The 16,741-nt window shown below is 33.1% G+C and carries 16 protein-coding genes and 1 tRNA gene; 9 read left to right on the forward strand and 8 right to left on the reverse strand.

All coding sequences use genetic code 11. The annotated features are described in order from the left end of the window. Positions 1 to 15: 15 nt before the first annotated feature. Genes ACFEL2_RS02690 through ACFEL2_RS02710 form a run of 5 tightly spaced genes read right to left on the reverse strand, consistent with a single transcriptional unit; the run spans position 16 to position 3,721 of the window. A complete protein-coding gene (locus ACFEL2_RS02690; RefSeq protein ID WP_341751119.1) occupies positions 16 to 747 on the reverse strand; it encodes a coenzyme F420-0:L-glutamate ligase in 732 nt (243 codons plus the stop codon). Continuing rightward, on the reverse strand, positions 728 to 1,390 hold the full coding sequence (locus ACFEL2_RS02695) for a CADD family putative folate metabolism protein (protein WP_341755221.1): 663 nt from the start codon (positions 1,388 to 1,390) through the stop codon (positions 728 to 730). The genes ACFEL2_RS02690 and ACFEL2_RS02695 overlap by 20 nt, the downstream gene beginning before the upstream one ends. Beyond that, positions 1,378 to 1,899: a dihydrofolate reductase gene (locus ACFEL2_RS02700; protein ID WP_375332183.1), complete on the reverse strand. Its 522-nt coding sequence runs from the start codon at positions 1,897 to 1,899 to the stop codon at positions 1,378 to 1,380. Before ACFEL2_RS02700 ends, ACFEL2_RS02695 begins: the two co-directional genes overlap by 13 nt. A 4-nt stretch (positions 1,900 to 1,903) precedes the next feature. After that, positions 1,904 to 3,172 (reverse strand): dihydropteroate synthase, encoded by a 1,269-nt coding sequence (folP, locus tag ACFEL2_RS02705; protein ID WP_375332184.1) that lies wholly within the window; start codon positions 3,170 to 3,172, stop codon positions 1,904 to 1,906. A gap of 9 nt (positions 3,173 to 3,181) precedes the next feature. After that, positions 3,182 to 3,721 carry a dihydroneopterin aldolase gene (locus ACFEL2_RS02710; protein ID WP_375332365.1) on the reverse strand — a complete coding sequence of 180 codons (540 nt, stop codon included), beginning with the start codon at positions 3,719 to 3,721 and terminating at the stop codon, positions 3,182 to 3,184. A 652-nt stretch (positions 3,722 to 4,373) separates the two neighbouring features. On the opposite strand from ACFEL2_RS02710, the gene ACFEL2_RS02715 reads away from it, so the two are divergent. From ACFEL2_RS02715 to ACFEL2_RS02755, 8 genes are all read left to right on the forward strand, one after another. After that, a complete protein-coding gene (locus tag ACFEL2_RS02715; RefSeq protein ID WP_375332185.1) occupies positions 4,374 to 5,879 on the forward strand; it encodes an Npt1/Npt2 family nucleotide transporter in 1,506 nt (501 codons plus the stop codon). A gap of 97 nt (positions 5,880 to 5,976) precedes the next feature. Then, a tRNA-Phe gene (locus tag ACFEL2_RS02720) sits at positions 5,977 to 6,052 on the forward strand. A gap of 156 nt (positions 6,053 to 6,208) precedes the next feature. After that, positions 6,209 to 7,237, forward strand: coding sequence for a UDP-3-O-(3-hydroxymyristoyl)glucosamine N-acyltransferase (lpxD, locus tag ACFEL2_RS02725; protein ID WP_375332186.1), 1,029 nt, complete (start codon positions 6,209 to 6,211; stop codon positions 7,235 to 7,237). Then, complete coding sequence (gene fabZ / locus ACFEL2_RS02730) at positions 7,227 to 7,661, forward strand: 3-hydroxyacyl-ACP dehydratase FabZ (RefSeq protein WP_341751115.1); 435 nt, start codon at positions 7,227 to 7,229, stop codon at positions 7,659 to 7,661. Before lpxD ends, fabZ begins: the two co-directional genes overlap by 11 nt. 2 nt (positions 7,662 to 7,663) lie before the next feature. Next, a complete protein-coding gene (lpxA, locus tag ACFEL2_RS02735; RefSeq protein ID WP_341751114.1) occupies positions 7,664 to 8,482 on the forward strand; it encodes an acyl-ACP--UDP-N-acetylglucosamine O-acyltransferase in 819 nt (272 codons plus the stop codon). A 1-nt stretch (position 8,483) separates the two neighbouring features. Continuing rightward, positions 8,484 to 9,311 carry an LpxI family protein gene (locus ACFEL2_RS02740; protein WP_375332187.1) on the forward strand — a complete coding sequence of 276 codons (828 nt, stop codon included), beginning with the start codon at positions 8,484 to 8,486 and terminating at the stop codon, positions 9,309 to 9,311. A 317-nt stretch (positions 9,312 to 9,628) separates the two neighbouring features. Next, complete coding sequence (locus ACFEL2_RS02745) at positions 9,629 to 10,987, forward strand: PleD family two-component system response regulator (RefSeq protein WP_341751112.1); 1,359 nt, start codon at positions 9,629 to 9,631, stop codon at positions 10,985 to 10,987. 251 nt (positions 10,988 to 11,238) lie between these two features. Beyond that, positions 11,239 to 11,742 carry an RNA pyrophosphohydrolase gene (locus tag ACFEL2_RS02755; RefSeq protein ID WP_341751111.1) on the forward strand — a complete coding sequence of 168 codons (504 nt, stop codon included), beginning with the start codon at positions 11,239 to 11,241 and terminating at the stop codon, positions 11,740 to 11,742. Between the two features lie 231 nt (positions 11,743 to 11,973). Here ACFEL2_RS02755 and ACFEL2_RS02760 read toward each other — a convergent pair whose 3' ends face one another. Both ACFEL2_RS02760 and ACFEL2_RS02765 read right to left on the reverse strand, forming a co-directional pair. Next, positions 11,974 to 12,453: a Na+/H+ antiporter subunit E gene (locus ACFEL2_RS02760; RefSeq protein WP_375332188.1), complete on the reverse strand. Its 480-nt coding sequence runs from the start codon at positions 12,451 to 12,453 to the stop codon at positions 11,974 to 11,976. After that, on the reverse strand, positions 12,440 to 13,993 hold the full coding sequence (locus tag ACFEL2_RS02765; protein ID WP_342260078.1) for a DHA2 family efflux MFS transporter permease subunit: 1,554 nt from the start codon (positions 13,991 to 13,993) through the stop codon (positions 12,440 to 12,442). The genes ACFEL2_RS02760 and ACFEL2_RS02765 overlap by 14 nt, the downstream gene beginning before the upstream one ends. Before the next feature lie 157 nt (positions 13,994 to 14,150). Between ACFEL2_RS02765 and ACFEL2_RS02770 the strand changes: the two genes are divergently transcribed. Beyond that, positions 14,151 to 15,071, forward strand: coding sequence for a hypothetical protein (locus ACFEL2_RS02770; RefSeq protein WP_375332189.1), 921 nt, complete (start codon positions 14,151 to 14,153; stop codon positions 15,069 to 15,071). Here the strand turns inward: ACFEL2_RS02770 and ACFEL2_RS02775 are convergent. Beyond that, positions 15,064 to 16,689, reverse strand: a complete 1,626-nt coding sequence (locus tag ACFEL2_RS02775) for a hypothetical protein (protein WP_375332190.1) — start codon at positions 16,687 to 16,689, stop codon at positions 15,064 to 15,066. The genes ACFEL2_RS02770 and ACFEL2_RS02775 overlap by 8 nt on opposite strands. Positions 16,690 to 16,741: the final 52 nt, after the last annotated feature.

Raw genomic sequence — 16,741 nt, forward strand, 5'->3', positions numbered from 1 at the left:
ATTATTGCACGCTTTTTAACCCACCCATTTCGCCGATTTTAATAATGGACCATATAAATCTTCTTCCATACTAATGACAATGCTAAGTTTTTCTTCTTCCGATGGAGGTCTGTCAAGAAAGGTCAAACGGGGAGCATGCTTAATAATAGTGATAGGGGTTTGCTCATTGCCTTCTCCCATAACAAAAACAGCTGCTCCTGCTAATGAATCTAATATATTAATTTGTGTAACATTTAAAGATTGATTATAAATATCATGCTTACCAATATAGGAATATACGGGGCTAAAACCACACCAACCAAGAGCAATTCCAGTTACACCTCGTCTCATAATAGTTGTATGACTATCGGTTATAACAATTCCTAGATCGCGAATATTATGTTTATTGCGTAAATATTGCCAAATCCAATAGGCTGTTTTCTGAACAGCTTGAGGATATAATACATAAACACCATCGACATTAGATTCATCAATACCAGCAGAGGGAATTAGTAAGCCATTTTTTATAGTTAAGTAAATATTATACCTATTTTCTTCTGTCTCTAATATTTGATCTGCCTCTTGTAGAATTAATGTATATTTATCAATATCACCTTTTTTAACAAACCTTCCCTCTAATACACTAATTACTTTTGAAGTTATAGCTACAACATCACCTTCTTTTAAATCTGCAATATACTGAGTCAATATAGTTTGTAATGACTCACCATATTGGATTTTATGAGTCTTAATGGCATGAATTTGCATATAACCCTTCCATCCCATCAAGAAATTGCCAGAGTAATTTAGCCCCCTTCACAGCTCCATAATGTACTTGTTTTTGTTCTATGCTATTAAGTTTGTTAATCAGCTTAATAAGTTCATTGGTATGCCATATATCAGTTTTTGCATGGACAACGAAAAATTCTAAGGTTCTTTGATTGTGAATATTATAATGTTTTTTCAGACCATCAATCTTGACTTTTGATACTGTTGGAGTTTGTCTTTCATAAGCATATAAGGCTCCAAGTCCAGTAGGATAATCTGTTTGAGTTAACTCAAAAAAACCATTAACCAATCTTTTTGTTGACTCAAATTTTGGATTCTTATCATCATCTCGAGAACCCCCTAATCCTTCAATAAAACGTAACCATAGCTCCGGATGATTATTGTCCCCTTGTTCTTCATCAACCAAATTCTCTAATAAGACTTGTCTTGCCTGGATATCAACGCATAAAGCGTGAATCTGACTGATATATCTAGGAAAAGCAGCAACATGATGATAATATTCTTGAGCATAAACGTTCAGTGTATTCTTATTCAAAATACCATTATTCCAAGCTTGATAAAATGGATGTTTAAGTAAAGACCATTTTTCCAATACATCATCTAAATTATTTATAAATTCCATGAAACCTCCTCAGGGTTTTTTAATAGATAAATTGTATAATCACTTGATTTCTTTAGTATATATCTTGTCCACCTGCTAAAATACCGAAGTTCCAAATATACATCACCAGAATATAATTTATGTATTTCTGTAAGGATAAAAGAAGAAATTAAATTATGTTCTAGAAATAAATGAGCTATTTGCCCCCCTCCGATCATAAAAATCTTATCGTTAGTTTTCGATTCTTTAAGATGTTCTAAACATTTTTGCAGAGAGGCAAAAAACTTAGCGTTATTCAATTGTAAGTTGTTATCATCAGATAAAACAAAGGCCTGCCTGTCTATAAATAGTGTTTTCGGCATAGATTGATAAGTATTACGTCCCATAATAACTATACTATTGTGGGTAGTAGCTCTAAAATGCTTGATCTCACCTGGATAATACCATGGTAAGGCATTATTACAACCTATGACCCCATCTTTTGTTGCTGCCATGATTCCTATAATAGATCTAGATTGTTTACTTATCATGCCATTACTCGTTATTAGATGAGTGATAGGCAACCAAAGCCTTCATATGATCTTTCACATTATGTACTCGTAAAAAATCTACTTTATCTTTAATAGCCAAGGAAACTCCAATTGTTTCTATGTCTCTAGCATAAGCATGGGATTCTTCAGAAAAAGCATGAATATATGACTTTCTAGAATGACCTATCATTATCAAGGAATCTAAGGTTTTAAGCTGATCTATACTTCTTAATATTTCAATATTTTGATAAGCCGTTTTGCCAAACCCTATACCAGGATCTAGAACTATATTCTCTAAAGTAAATCCAAGCTTAGTAAGTCTTTGTATAGCACACTTGCCCCATTGAATCATATAATCAATTGGCTTGACGTTTAAAGGTATAATCTGATTTTTGCTTGGTGGAATAGTAATAGAGTGCATAAGACAAAATTTGCAACCAGCTTTTGCTATAGCCCTTAATGTGTTATCATCAAATCCTCCACCAACATCATTAATCCATCTTATATGATATTTTTCTATAAGATTTACAGCAATAAAAGGATGTAGTGTATCAACACTTATATCGATCTTTTTATCAGCAATAATAGGTGCAAGTTCCCCTAGCACTTCATCTAACTTAGCATATTCAGATTCAATAGGTTGAATAGTTGCCTTAGGCCTTGTTGATTGAGTACCAATTTCAATAACGCTAGCTCCATCTTCTACAAGCTTTATCACTTGTTCTATAGCTCTATTTGTTTCATAAAAATTTCCGCCATCTGAAAAAGAATCCTTAGTTATATTAACGATTCCTACCAACCGAGGATTTAAAACAGAGCTTTTTATAAAAGAGTTCTCTATACTTGATTGGAATTTCCACGGCTCTTTACCCATTAATGCTAATAGATGTTTGAGGAAATCACGATTTTCCAGTTTAGGATGGGGAATAATAAGATTTTCTGTATTTATAATTAGATCGTTATAAAACAAAATATCTAAATCAATAATACGTGGAGCCCATAGTTCATACTTTCTAGGACGTCCTATAGTTACTTCTATATTTTGCAATGATTGCAATAATTCTGTTGGTGATAAGTTTGTTTCTCCAGCAACTATCATATTTAAAAATGGCTTATCCCAATCAGCAGAAGCACTGCATGGTAAAATTGCCTTAGTTTCAAGAATAATAGAACATCTAATATTTGATAAACAATATTTCCTAATTAAGTTAACAGATTCCCATAAATTATCAAGGCGATTACCTAAATTTGATCCCAAGCTTATATAAATCATCACGCATCCTCAAGACCTCTTGCGTAATTCTACTTCTGCTGGTAATTTGTGCGTGATACCGGTACTCTGCTCCTCACGTACATTTGAGTACGCTGCGGGTCGAGATTCTGTGTCTCCTACAAATTCCCTAGCAGAAGCGAATTCCGCAAGAGGTCTATTAATAAAATTAATGTAATGCGTCCAACTAATACCCCCATGAATGTTGGGTACAGGAGGAGAAACTTTACGAGTCTCAATTTTAATTGATTGGATTAGATGTTGGAATGAATTTAAGTAATCAAAAATTGCCTTATAAATAGATTCTGTCAAATGCTCAACAACATTAAAGCACTTTCCTTGACAAAAAACGGTAATTAACTCAACTATCTTAAGATAACAAACAACATCCTTTAGATTATCTGTATAAGCACCTTGAGGACACACCTTAAAACACAAGTCAATATTGAAACTAACCATTTGGGGATGAGCCTTCTCTTCCTCAGTACATCCAAGATGAACCCAAATACGAAAATCTATAATAGAAAGCTTAAAAATATTTTTATTGAATATAACCTCATTTTACTGATTAAATGTATTATGAAAAAATTGTTCTGTCAACAGTTTTCCGGACAGTTAATACGAGACAATATTAACAGAAAGATTAACAGAAAGGAAGTACAAAAATGACTAATAGCAAACCAAAGGTTTATTCGACCGAATTTAAAGAATCAGCAGTCAAATTGGCAATTGGAGACTATTCAAAAGCATGGACAAAGCTAAATTTGAATTAGAAATCTACGCCAAATCATTGGACTTATATCTTTAAAATGTACTTTAAATTGGTAAATCTTAGTATTATCAGACATATAAAAGCAATTTATCAGTTACTATAAAAAGCTAGGCATATTTTTTAGCAAAATTTAGCTTTGCCCATGCTTTTGAATGCTCTCTACTCCGTATCAACTACAGGTAACTGGAGTGGATTACTCGACTTTATTTTGGTTGCACATAATAATGATAAGGAGTTAATAGAGTATATTTTGTATGCTGCGGTTGTGTGCTCCGTGTCTCCTTCAAATTCCTCAGAATAAATTAATTTTGGGAATTGGTATTACATCTAGACCTATAATTATATCTATCTAGCAAAAAATAATCATTTCGTTTGACTTTTCTTGTATATATCTGTATAAGTCCACTGACTTATAATGAATAATAAAACAGTATGGATAAGGTGAAAGATAATAGTTATTTCTCAGGAATAAGAAGAGTGGTTTGGCCAATTGAAGGGCATGAAAATAAGAAATTTTTGCCGATGGCGGCTATGATGTTTTGTATTTTGCTCAACTATTCCACTCTTAGATCGATAAAAGATGGATTTGTGGTAACAGTTATTGGTCCTGAATCGATAAGTTTTGTAAAAACTTATGTAGTTTTACCAATGGCAATACTGCTTATGGTTGCTTATGTAAAGCTTTGTGATCTTTTAAAAGCAGAAAATGTTTTTTACACTGTGACCAGTTTTTTTCTAGCATATTTTGTGCTGTTTACTTTTGTATTATATCCATATCCAGAGTTGGTACATCCTAATCCTGAGACAATTGATGCATTAAGTATTGCATATCCAAATTTTAAGTGGTTTATTAGGGTAGTTGGTAAGTGGAGTTTTGCCATATTTTATGCTATATCCGAACTTTGGGGAAGTATGATGCTTAGCTTATTATTTTGGCAATTTGCTAACCAAATTACTAAAACTGAAGAGGCGAAACGCTTTTATTCTATGTTTGGTATGTTAGCAAATTTATCTTTACCAGTTACTGCATTAATACTTGGTTATTTTTTAAGCAAAGAAACTCAAATAGTTTCAGAACATTTAAAATTTACCCCACTGCTTCTTATTATGATGGGTAGTGCTGTAGTTATCATGTTATTGTATAGATGGATGAATAAGCATGTTTTAACCGATCCTACTTTATATGATCCAACAAGTAAAGCTAGCAATAAGAAAAGCAAGGTTAAGCTATCTCTTATGGAAAGCTTTAAAATGATTTTTAGCTCAAAATATTTAGGGCTTATTGCCTTACTAATTATATGTTATGGGGTGTCAGTAAATCTTGTAGAAGGTGTATGGAAGTCAAAAATTCAGCAACTATATCCAACTAAAGAAGAATATACTATGTATATGGGGCAGTTCCAGGCTTGGCAAGGTGTGGCAGCTATATTGTTTATGATTGTTGGTTCTAACATTTTAAGAAGGGTTTCTTGGTTTACCGCCGCTATGATTACTCCTTTGATGATGTTAATTACTGGGGTTGCTTTTTTTGCTTTTATTTTCTTTGATAGCACTATTGCGATGTATGTTACTGGTCTATTCTCTTCTGGACCTTTGGCAGTAGCAGTGATGATTGGGATGATTCAAAATATTTTAAGTAAGGCAACAAAATACTCACTATTTGATGCTACCAAGAATATGGCATATATCCCTCTTGATAAGGATCTTAGAACAAAAGGTCAAGCGGCAGTAGAAGTTATAGGTGGTAGATTCGGTAAATCTGGAGGAGGTATCATCCAGTCAACATTCTTTATTTTGCTTCCTACTTTTACCTTTGTTGAGGCCACCCCTTATTTTGCTAGTATATTTTTTGTTATCGTAATATTGTGGCTATATGCAATTAAAGGACTTAATAAGGAATATCAAGTTCAGATATCTGATATCAAATCCGAAAGTTAGTTGTAACGAAATTAGATTTATGGGACTACAACGCAAATTTGGGATAAGAATTTGTCAATTCTTATCCCAAATTGGGGTACAATAGGTCTGTTCATGCGGCTAGATAGCTCAGTTGGTAGAGCAAAGGACTGAAAATCCTTGTGTCGCCGGTTCGATCCCGGCTCTAGCCACCATCTCTATGATAAATCTCTTATACTATACTTCTAGATTGTAGAATAACTATTATACAATAATGAACAATATCCTGAAATACAAATTATTGTAAGAAAACTTGAGTATTTTCTAACTAGCGTTTATACTACTCCCATATTTTATGGGAATAAATAATCATGATAAACTCACGTTTTTATAAGAAATCTGCTCCTTATAAATTATCAGAAATTGTGAAATTAATAGATGCTGAGATAGCATACTCAAATGATTTGTTAATTCATAATGTTAAGTCATTAGAAGAGGCTGATGTTGGTGATATAAGCTTTTTAAGTAATATCAAATATATTACTCAATTCCAAAACACTAAAGCTTCATGCTGCATAGTTCCAGAGAATTTTTTACAAGAATCTAATAATGGAACAATATTATTAAGAGTAAAGAATCCATATTTCTTTTATGCAAAATTAGTGGATCTATTTTATAGTAAAGCAAAAACTTATCCTAACAAAATTATGCCATCTGCCTATATTTCAGATTCTGCCACTATAGGAAGTAATTGTTATATAGGACATAATGTTGTTATTGAAGCTCATGCTGTAATAGGTGATAATTGTGTTATAGAATCTGGAACTTTTATAGACTATGGAGTAGTAATAGGTAATAGAGCGTTAATATACTCAAATGTTTCAATAAGTTACAGTATAATAGGTGATGATGTGGTAATATTACCGGGAGCAAGGATTGGACAAGATGGCTTTGGTTTTGCAACAGATAAAGGAATTCATAAAAAGATTTTCCACACTGGTATGGTAAAAATAGGTAATAATGTTGAAATAGGTAGTAATACTACTATTGATAGAGGATCAATGAATGATACGGTGATAGGAGATTTATGTAGAATAGATAACTTAGTGCAGATAGGACATAATGCTATAATAGGAAGGGGGGCGATTATTGTCGCCCAAGTCGGTATATCAGGTAGCACTACAATAGGAGCATATTGTGCTTTAGGGGGGCAGTCAGGCATATCCGGACATATAGTATTAGGCGATAAAGTGCAAGTAGCAGCAAAAGCCGGTGTTATAAAAGATGTTGAATCAGGAGTAACAGTTGGTGGATTCCCTGCCGTACCTATTAGAGATTGGCATAAACAATCAGTAATTATGAAACAGCTCACAAAAAAACGGGATATAGATGAAAATTAATATTATAGAAATAATGGAAATGCTACCTCATCGTTATCCATTTTTATTAATAGATAAGGTACTAGAATTTAAGCTTCATGAGTCTATTGTTGGTATCAAGAATGTCACTTTTAACGAGCCGCAATTTACTGGTCATTTTCCCACAAAACCAGTAATGCCTGGTGTGCTAATTATTGAGGCTATGGCTCAATTATCTGCTATTTTAGTAGCCAAATCAATGGATTTCAAAGATAAAGATGTTTTCTTTATGACTATTGAAGAGGCAAAATTTCGTAAAGTTGTTGAGCCAGGTGATACATTACATATTTATGCTAAAATAGAACAAAATAGAGGCTCTGTTTGGAAATTTTCAAGTAACAGCAAAGTTAATGATCAGATAGTTGCAGAGAGCAAATTTACTGCAATGGTTAAAAATAGGAATTAACAATGACCTTATCAGCTATACACGTAACTGCCATAGTAGATCCAAAGGCTTCGATTGGTGCAAATGTCAGAATCGGTCCTTTTTGTACTGTTGGGTCGGATGTGGTTTTGGCAGATAATATTGAGTTAAAATCACACGTAGTTATAGAGGGAAAAACAAAAATTGGTGCTAATACAGTTATATATCCATTTGCTTCTATTGGTCAGCCCCCTCAAATACTTAAGTATGAGGGAGAAGAGTCAGAGGTTATCATAGGTAATAATAATACTATTAGAGAATATGTCACTATTCAAGCCGGTAGTAAAGGTGGTGGTATGGTTACCTCTGTAGGTAATAATTGTTTATTGATGGTTGGAGTGCATATAGCACATGATTGTATTGTGGGTAATAATGTAATTCTTGCTAACTATGTTAGCCTAGCTGGTCACGTTAAAGTTGATGATTATGCCATTATAGGAGGACTTTCTGCTGTTCTGCAATTCGTACGTATAGGACAACATTCGATGGTGGGTGGTATGTCTGCAGTGAGCAAAGATGTGATTCCATTTGGGCTAGCTACAAATGAAAGGGCATTTCTTGAAGGAATAAACTTAGTTGGGATGAAAAGACGTGGCTTTGATAATCAGGAAACGCTTGATACTATAAAAGCCGTAGATGAGATTTTTATTGGAGAAGGTATTTTTACTGATAGAATTGAGATAGTTTTAAAGCAATATAAAGGTAATCCTATTGTAGAACAAATTATCACTTTTATAAAACAGGATATTAGTAGAGCATTTTGCCAGCCAAGACAAGTTGAACATGATAAGGTAAGTAAGTAAAATGTTGCAAATATACCCTTTAAAGCAAAAGAGTATAGTTGGAATTATAGCAGGAAATGGCTTATTGCCAATTTCACTCGCCAATAGTTTCATTAAGCAAGGCGGGCAATGTTATATCGCAGCTTTGGAGGGAGAAGCAAATCCGGTATTGTATCAGGATTTTACCCACCAATTTTTTAAAATTGGTATGGTTAAGCCAATAATTGAATATTTTCGTAAGTATGATGTAAAAAATATAATTCTTGCTGGTAGTGTAAATCGTCCTAATTTGCGATCAATTAAAGTAGATTTAATGGGATCAAGGTTACTTGCACGCATATTGAAACAAAAATTTTTAGGAGATGATAAACTTCTTGGTATAGTAACAGATTTCCTAGAAGAAAAAGGGTTTAAAGTAGTTTCTAGTTATGAAATATTAAGAACAAATAATGATGTTATGACCATAGCTGTTCCATCTAGAATAGATAATACAGATATCGAACTGGGGATAAAGCTATTAGATAGTATCGGATATCTTGATGTAGGACAGTCAGTAATTGTTGATAATGGGTATATTATAGGTATTGAAGCGGCTGAGGGTACAGATAATTTAATAGAAAGATGTTCATATTTACGTAAAAATTCTACAGGTGGTGTACTTATTAAAATGATGAAGAAAGGTCAAGATACTAGAATTGATATACCTACAATAGGAGCAAAGACAATAAGTAACTTAGCTAATTATGGTTATAAAGGGTTAGTCATACAAAAAGATAAAGTGATTATTCTAGAGATAGAAAGAACTATTGAACTCGCTAATGAATGCGGACTTTTTATTAAACTTATTTAGTGTACCTAAAGAATTAGGGTAATAAATTTTATCTTACAACCCCTACTATAAAATTGTAGTAACTGATTTTCTTGACAAAACAGTACAAAAAATTCAGAATAAAATTCTTTCGCGTATAAATGATAATTTCTAGGCTATTATACCAAATTTTATTGATCTTTGAAACATCTTCTTCAAATTATTTGAGTAATATTACTTAGTGCTATGAGAAATTCATGCTAAAATAAAAAAAAATTTCTTCCAAGAAACATGAGACCTATTACAAAATTCACTTATGTGTAAGGATTTGAAGAGTCTGTAGAAAAATATATTACTTTATGACAGCCAATGTACTAGTAGTTGATGATATAGAATCAAATGTTAAATTACTGGAAGCTAAACTTTTAGGAGAATATTACACAGTATTTACTGCCAATAACGGCAAAGATGCATTGGATGTTCTTGCCCTTAATAGAATTGATATTGTATTACTTGACGCCATGATGCCTAATATAGATGGATTTGAAATCTGTAAACGAATTAAGTCTAATCCTCACACTATTCATATACCAGTGATTATGGTTACGGCTCTTTCTGATACTGAGGATCGCATAAAAGGTCTTGAAGCTGGAGCTGATGAATTCTTAACAAAACCTATTGATGACACTGCTCTTTTTGCAAGGGTACGATCTCTTGCTAGAATGAAGGCGGTTATTGATGAACTCAAGCTTAGAAACACTACTAATGCTGAATTAGGTGGTGACGTTATAGAGGTAAAAGATAATTTTTCAGATAGTAAAATACTTTTAGTTAACGATGATATAGTGCAGGCAAGAAACATAAATAAAATGCTTCTAAGCCTTACCCCCAATATCAAAATAATATCTGATATTAATGAATTGGAGAAAGATAGCGAATATACCCCGGATTTAGTAATTATCAGCTGCCAATTAGAGCAAGGAGATCCTTTAAGAATAAGCGTGATGCTACGGTCTGATGCTAAATTCCATGATACGGTACTCATATTACAAGCTGAAGAAGAAAATACATCGATAGTTATCAAAGGTTTAGAGCTGGGTATTAATGATTATTTTACATACCCAGTAGACAAAAACGAGCTATTAGCTAGAATCAGAACTCAATTGAAAAGAAAACATTACCAAGATACTTTACGCAATGATTTAGAGTTAAGCGTAAATTTGTCGATCAAAGATGGTTTGACAGGTATATTTAATCGTCATTATTTTGATACACACATAAAGCAAATGGTAAAAAAATCTACTGATAGTAAAAGACCTTTATGCTTACTTATGTGTGATATTGATCATTTTAAGCAAGTTAATGACACTTATGGTCATCAAGCAGGAGACATAGTGCTAAAAACCATTGCTAATGTTCTGAAGAGTATTTTTAGGGTTACAGACTTGGTTGCTAGATATGGCGGAGAGGAATTTGCTATCCTTTTAAATGACATAACGATTGACGAAGCTATGTATATAGCGCAGAGGGCAAGAACAAGAGTGGAGTCTATCGATTTTAAAGTTAAAACGCAAAAAGACCCTATTAAGAAAACTATCTCCATAGGAGTAACTGAATACAAAATAGGGGAATCTATTAGTGATTTTATAGAACGTACCGATAAAGCTCTGTATCAAGCAAAGGAGGACGGAAGAAATAAAGTGATAAGAATAATTTAGATACACAAATGAAGACTAATCAGGTATACTAGACTTATTAGACCTCTTTCGAAACTCGCTTATGTGCAAGGGTGTGAAGGAGACGCTTCACCTCGAACCACAGCGTACTCTAATTCCGTTACGGATTCGAGTACCGCATCGACGTGCAAATCACCAGCAGAAGTAGAGTTTCGAAAAGGGTCTATTGTAAAATTAGCTTATGAGAGGGTAGTTCTTAAAGAAGTCTACCTTTCATATAAAAACCTAAAATCATGAAAAATGAAACTATTTATAAATGTTATCGTGAATTGCCATATAGGCCAAGTGTAGGCATGATGATAATAGATAGTGCTAATAGAATATTTGTTGGTAAAAGAATAGATACCAAAATAGCAGCTTGGCAAATGCCTCAAGGCGGTATAGATCTAGGAGAAACGCCTAGTGTTGCTGCCCTTAGAGAAATGTTTGAAGAGATAGGTTGTAATAAAGGTTATATTATTGCAGAAAGCAAATATTGGTATAGCTATGATGTACCTAAAATTTTAATACCTAAATTATGGGGTGGTAATTTCCGAGGTCAAAAACAAAAATGGTTTCTAATTAGGTTTACCGGTACTAACGAAGATATTAATATTAATACTCATAACCCAGAGTTTGAGGAATGGCGTTGGGCTAAGTTTGATGAGTTATTGTCAATTATAATTCCCTTTAAACGCAAGCTTTACAAAGCTGTAGTTAAGGAATTCGCCCCTATCGTTCATGATAGGGTCAATTGATGAGAATTTGGTAACGTCGTCTTCGATCGCTCGCCTATTATACTGCTCGTAAATGAAGAGTTGGTAGACGATAGTATAACTTCAAGAAGAGCTAGGAGTGTCAAAGTCGAGCAGCGGAGATCTTTAGACACGACAACGCCAATTCTTGAAGTTCTACCTGAGTATATCTATAAGGCTTTGCTCCATCGCTCCTGCTATCCAATTCTCCTGAATTGACTATAGTCGTTCTTTTTAGTTGTTCTTTGAAATGTGCTGAACTCTTTTACTCATAGTAAAATTACCAAATTTTAGATTGTCGATTGATGATTGTTCTAGAGCATGAACTAATAACATACTATTTGATATGTTAAGTGTTACAGTTCCTGGTGTAAGAGTAATAGAATTACCATATATTACAAGACTTGTATCGTTTTTTTGTTCTGAATTAATCCACTCAAAGACTGGCTGTAGTTTAAGATCTCTACGCCATATAATCTTCATTACTCCTAAGCTAGATACAACTATTTCTTTAATTAACCAAATAAAATATAATATAGAACGATAATTTAAATAGATCCTATCAGGGATCAAATTGAGTTTTATTGCCACAAGATAAGATATACTGGGGATAATCAAGAAAACCAACAATGCAAAAACATCAGTAGGTATTCCTGTTAGACCAAACAACACCAATAACAAAGTAATTAAAGTAAAGATTTTAGTGTGCATCATACTTTCCTCCACCTTTAACAGTTGATGTAAACGGTAGAAAGATCATTACCACAAAAAATAATGCACTTATAATACCAAAAATGCTATTTATCGCAATTACAAATGCTTCCTTATTTATATTACTGGCTAACCAAAAATACGAAGCCTTTTCTGGATCAACCACTTTACCATCCAATAATTGTCCTAGAAATTGTAATTTCATTAGAATAGAGGGTGAAGTGGAAGAAATATTCTCATTTAAATATTGGCTAAAAATCTTAGTTTTATCTGTAAGAAGGGTGCTAATAACTGCAAGACCAACAGCTCCTCCAAGATTACGAGTAAGATTATACAACCCACTAGCATTCCCCACCTTGTCTTTACTCATACTGCCTAAAGCAATATTATTAGTAGGTAAAAAGCAAAACATCATCGCCAGTCCCCTAATAAATTGTGGTAAAAAAAATTCGGCAAATTTAGCATCTGCTGTTAGAAAACTATTTAGGTAGCAACCTAAACTAAATGTAGCTAGGCCGATAGCCAAAATAATTCTTAAATCTAATCCAGAACTAAGCATTTTTCCTGCAAGTGGAGCTGACAGAAATTGTGCTATACCAGTAACCATCATGGTGAAACCAATTTGTACAGTATTAAAACCAGCTATTGTAAATAAAAATAAAGGTAATAAATAGACTGCACCATACAATCCTATACCTATGACAAAAGAGTAGATACAACCAAAGGTAAAATTTTTGTTAGCAAAAGTTGTTAAATCTAAGATTGGATTAATAAATGTCAGTTCTCTAATAACTAGCATAATAAACCCAACAACAATTAGTATGATAAGGAATAATATCAAATTATCTTCTATCCAACCTTTCTTATTTCCTTCTTCTAAAACATATTGCAAAGAAGCAAGAGTAACAGTCAATAAAATAATGCCAACAAAATCAAAATTCTTGAGCAAATTGTAATTAGGTTGATCAAAATCAGCGTATAAATATACGACCACACAAACAAAAATACCAGGTATTACATTGAGTAAAAACATAAAATGCCAAGATAAGTTTTCAGTAATGTAACCACCAAGTGTTGGTCCAAGTGTTGGGGCTATTGTTACGACTAATCCTACTATCACAGTAACTACTGGGCGTTTTGAGGCAGGAAAAATTATAAATATTGTACTAAAAACAGTTGGTATCATTGCTCCACCAAAAAATCCTTGTAAAGCTCTAAAAATAATCATTGTTTCTATATTGCTGGCAAGCGAACATAGAATACTCATAACGGTAAAACCAAGAGCAGCAATAAAATAAGAAATTCTAGTGGAGAGAAGCTTGGCTGTAAAACCGGTTATTGGTATTATAATCACTTCTGCTATAAGATATGATGTTTGAACCCAAGATAATTCATCACTAGAAGCAGAAAGACCGGCTGCAATGACTGATAAAGAACTGGCAACAATTTGAATATCCAACACTGCCATAAACATTCCCACTATCATTGCAAAGAATGCAAGTAACTGCTTATTTGATAGTGGAGGAGCAAGGTCTTGTTGCATAGAAAATAAGCTATAATTATAGCATATAACTTATATCACAAAAGTAACAATCTTACAAGCAAATATCTTAAAAAATATACATTTGATAAAATTATTTAGTAGTATTTAATAGAATAAACTATAATAATTCATGTATTTAAATAGCGGGTTAGTTACTATGTCCAAGAAAAAATCTAATAATTTGAGTAAGAAAATACAAAATATTAATGAAAAATTTGAGAAAACACTTGGCGAGTTAGATAAGAAATTGTTGGAATCCGAGATGGTGACAGATATGATTAATGACTCATTAGATAGAACGGGTGGTTCTGTTTCGTCTTCGGAAGTAGATAAGTTGATGGAAGAAATGCAGTCTGAAGTTAATTTAGATAATAAATCTGCTGAATTAGGTAAACGAAAAGATCAAGAAATAGAAGCTAGACTTAATAAATTAAAAAAAGATCCAACTCCAACTGTGGAAGGTCCAATTCCAACTGTAGACGATTTGCGAGAAACACTGAAAAAATTAAAAGAAGATGAGAAAAAAATACTTCAGTCAACAAAACCAATAGGTAAAGTAGCCCCACGCCCAAGGAATAATAGCCAAAGGAATAATAATTTAGCAGCTAATTCTCGTAAGGTACAGGAGCAGAACCCATCTAAACCGAAGATTAACAATAATAATAAACAACCCGATGTTCCAAAGGAAAACGCTATTTTGGATGATATAAAGCCGGAAAAAAGCTGGTTTGCAAAGATTATAGATAAGGTTATTGATATTGTTAAAGAACTCTTGAACAATTCACAAAATAAAGATACTCCATCTCCTAAACAACAAAATATAGAGGAGTTTAGGCAGAGAAGAGAAGAAATATTAGCACCAGTAATACAGGCACAAAAGAAAGCAAAATTGTTAAAAGAAGAACAAAAAACAAGCAGAGAAGTATCTAGGGCAAAAAGACTAAGGCATAATTTAGCACAGCATGATACTCATAAACCTTTGCGTTCTAGTACTTCATCTATTACTTCACCTCCTAGTACTCCTCCAGTAAAACCACCAGTAAATAAGAACGATAGGAGTGGTAGATCAGTCACATAGAATGTTGATTATGGTTATCTATAGAATTACTTCTCTGCAGTTTTTTCCGATGAAGAAAGCGTTCTTCTTCTTGTAATAAATTTGGTTCAGATTTACTTTTCCGTAACTGTGCTATAACCTCAGGTGTTACGATCTCTTTAGCAGATTTTTTAGCAGCCTCCATAGCTTTCGTTAATGGGCTATAATCCCTTATTACCTTAGGTTGTTCATAAAAAGGATTATGTGTCCTACCTATATCTTTTAAAAGGCTTAGTGTACCTTTTGCAGCTGCTGTCAGTATATTATTACTTTTATTCTTTTCTTTAGTTTCAGGTTCAGTTGCTTTTTCATTAGATTTTTCTTCAAACTTATTGACTGCTGTATGAAGTGTAGCTCGTTTTTGCTCATCGGTTAACTTATTATAATTTTTGTCAAACATCAGTTCAGTTAAAACTTGTTTATATATATCAAATTTATCTTGTTTTTGCTCATCGGTTAACTTAAAATAATCCTTATTTTGCATTAATTCAACCAAAGCTGCAGTTTGGATATGTTGTTTTTGGGTGATATCAAGTAACTCTGGTAAACCCCCATAATAGGGGACATCATTCTTACGGCGTTCATTATTAATATTGATTTTAAATGCTGTAATAAAGTTAGCTGAGTCCTTTGCCTTTACACCTGACTCAACTATAGAAATAGCTGAAAGTGTACCACTTTTTAGTGCTGTAAGAATCTTAACAGGATTCCCACTAGTAGCAGCAGTTATGTTAGACGCTAAATTAGCGGCATTTTGAAGATTATCAACTAAGAACTTGCTTGTACTAAATGCTATTTCTATTTTAGGATCTACATAGTGGTAATTTTTATCTTTGCCATTTGGAACATGATTATTTGGGACATGTAATTTATTTTCTAATGCCTTGGCTAATTTGGGATCGAGTAGTAGTAAGTATTGTTGCTTGTCTATGTCCCCTCTATTTTGCATCAATAGGTCATTTTCTTGGGCAAGTTTACGGAGTCTTCTTGTTTTGATAACATCAACTATTATTTCGCTAGTTACTCCAGCTAATGCTATTGCAGCCGCGGCCAAGGCTGCTGGAGGGGAAACTCCAGCTAGTGTTACTATTGCAAGTGCAATTGTAACAGTACGACCTATAGCGCTAGCAAATAGCACCTTCGCCAATTTTGTATCTAACAGCCACTCTATACCTTTGAAAAGCCTCGTACTCTTTGTCCAATCCCAAGCAGCTTTAATTTTATTTAAAAATCTCTTAAATTTTGATTCTGTCTTTGGTTCTGTATTTTCCTGTTCTAAAGATTTTGCAAATTCATCTGAAATTTTAACTTCATTTGTTTTAACCGATTTTAATCTTTCACTTTTCTCTTGCTCAATTATATGTAAATCATCTTTACTTTTTACAGATTTTTGAGAGAGAGTACGTTTTAACTTATTTTCACGTTCAAGCTCCATATCATCAAAGCTTTTGGAAAGCTCTGCTTTTCTTTGCTTGGGTTGCACTGTTTGATTGTCTAAGGTATTAGCTATTTCTATCTCTTTAGGCACAATTGTAGTACTACCTATCTCAGAACTTTCAAGGTTTTCAAACGGCGTAGATTCTTTTTTGTCATCTGTCATAATATATAACCTATTGGTATAGACTCCTATCATATTTAATCTTAAAAGAGAG

It is taken from the genome of Candidatus Tisiphia endosymbiont of Temnostethus pusillus, assembly GCF_964264675.1.
GTDB lineage: Bacteria > Pseudomonadota > Alphaproteobacteria > Rickettsiales > Rickettsiaceae > Tisiphia.

What these genes read in the sequence shown, in the direction of transcription:
- ACFEL2_RS02690 (WP_341751119.1), bottom strand. Translation starts at nt 747, where the DNA reads ATGCAAATTCATGCCATTAAGACTCATAAAATCCAATATGGTGAGTCA.
- ACFEL2_RS02695 (WP_341755221.1), bottom strand. Translation starts at nt 1,390, where the DNA reads ATGGAATTTATAAATAATTTAGATGATGTATTGGAAAAATGGTCTTTA.
- ACFEL2_RS02700 (WP_375332183.1), bottom strand. Translation starts at nt 1,899, where the DNA reads ATGATAAGTAAACAATCTAGATCTATTATAGGAATCATGGCAGCAACA.
- folP (WP_375332184.1), bottom strand. Translation starts at nt 3,172, where the DNA reads ATGATTTATATAAGCTTGGGATCAAATTTAGGTAATCGCCTTGATAAT.
- ACFEL2_RS02715 (WP_375332185.1), top strand. Translation starts at nt 4,374, where the DNA reads ATGGATAAGGTGAAAGATAATAGTTATTTCTCAGGAATAAGAAGAGTG.
- lpxD (WP_375332186.1), top strand. Translation starts at nt 6,209, where the DNA reads ATGATAAACTCACGTTTTTATAAGAAATCTGCTCCTTATAAATTATCA.
- fabZ (WP_341751115.1), top strand. Translation starts at nt 7,227, where the DNA reads ATGAAAATTAATATTATAGAAATAATGGAAATGCTACCTCATCGTTAT.
- lpxA (WP_341751114.1), top strand. Translation starts at nt 7,664, where the DNA reads ATGACCTTATCAGCTATACACGTAACTGCCATAGTAGATCCAAAGGCT.
- ACFEL2_RS02740 (WP_375332187.1), top strand. Translation starts at nt 8,484, where the DNA reads ATGTTGCAAATATACCCTTTAAAGCAAAAGAGTATAGTTGGAATTATA.
- ACFEL2_RS02745 (WP_341751112.1), top strand. Translation starts at nt 9,629, where the DNA reads ATGACAGCCAATGTACTAGTAGTTGATGATATAGAATCAAATGTTAAA.
- ACFEL2_RS02755 (WP_341751111.1), top strand. Translation starts at nt 11,239, where the DNA reads ATGAAAAATGAAACTATTTATAAATGTTATCGTGAATTGCCATATAGG.
- ACFEL2_RS02760 (WP_375332188.1), bottom strand. Translation starts at nt 12,453, where the DNA reads ATGATGCACACTAAAATCTTTACTTTAATTACTTTGTTATTGGTGTTG.
- ACFEL2_RS02765 (WP_342260078.1), bottom strand. Translation starts at nt 13,993, where the DNA reads ATGCAACAAGACCTTGCTCCTCCACTATCAAATAAGCAGTTACTTGCA.
- ACFEL2_RS02770 (WP_375332189.1), top strand. Translation starts at nt 14,151, where the DNA reads ATGTCCAAGAAAAAATCTAATAATTTGAGTAAGAAAATACAAAATATT.
- ACFEL2_RS02775 (WP_375332190.1), bottom strand. Translation starts at nt 16,689, where the DNA reads ATGACAGATGACAAAAAAGAATCTACGCCGTTTGAAAACCTTGAAAGT.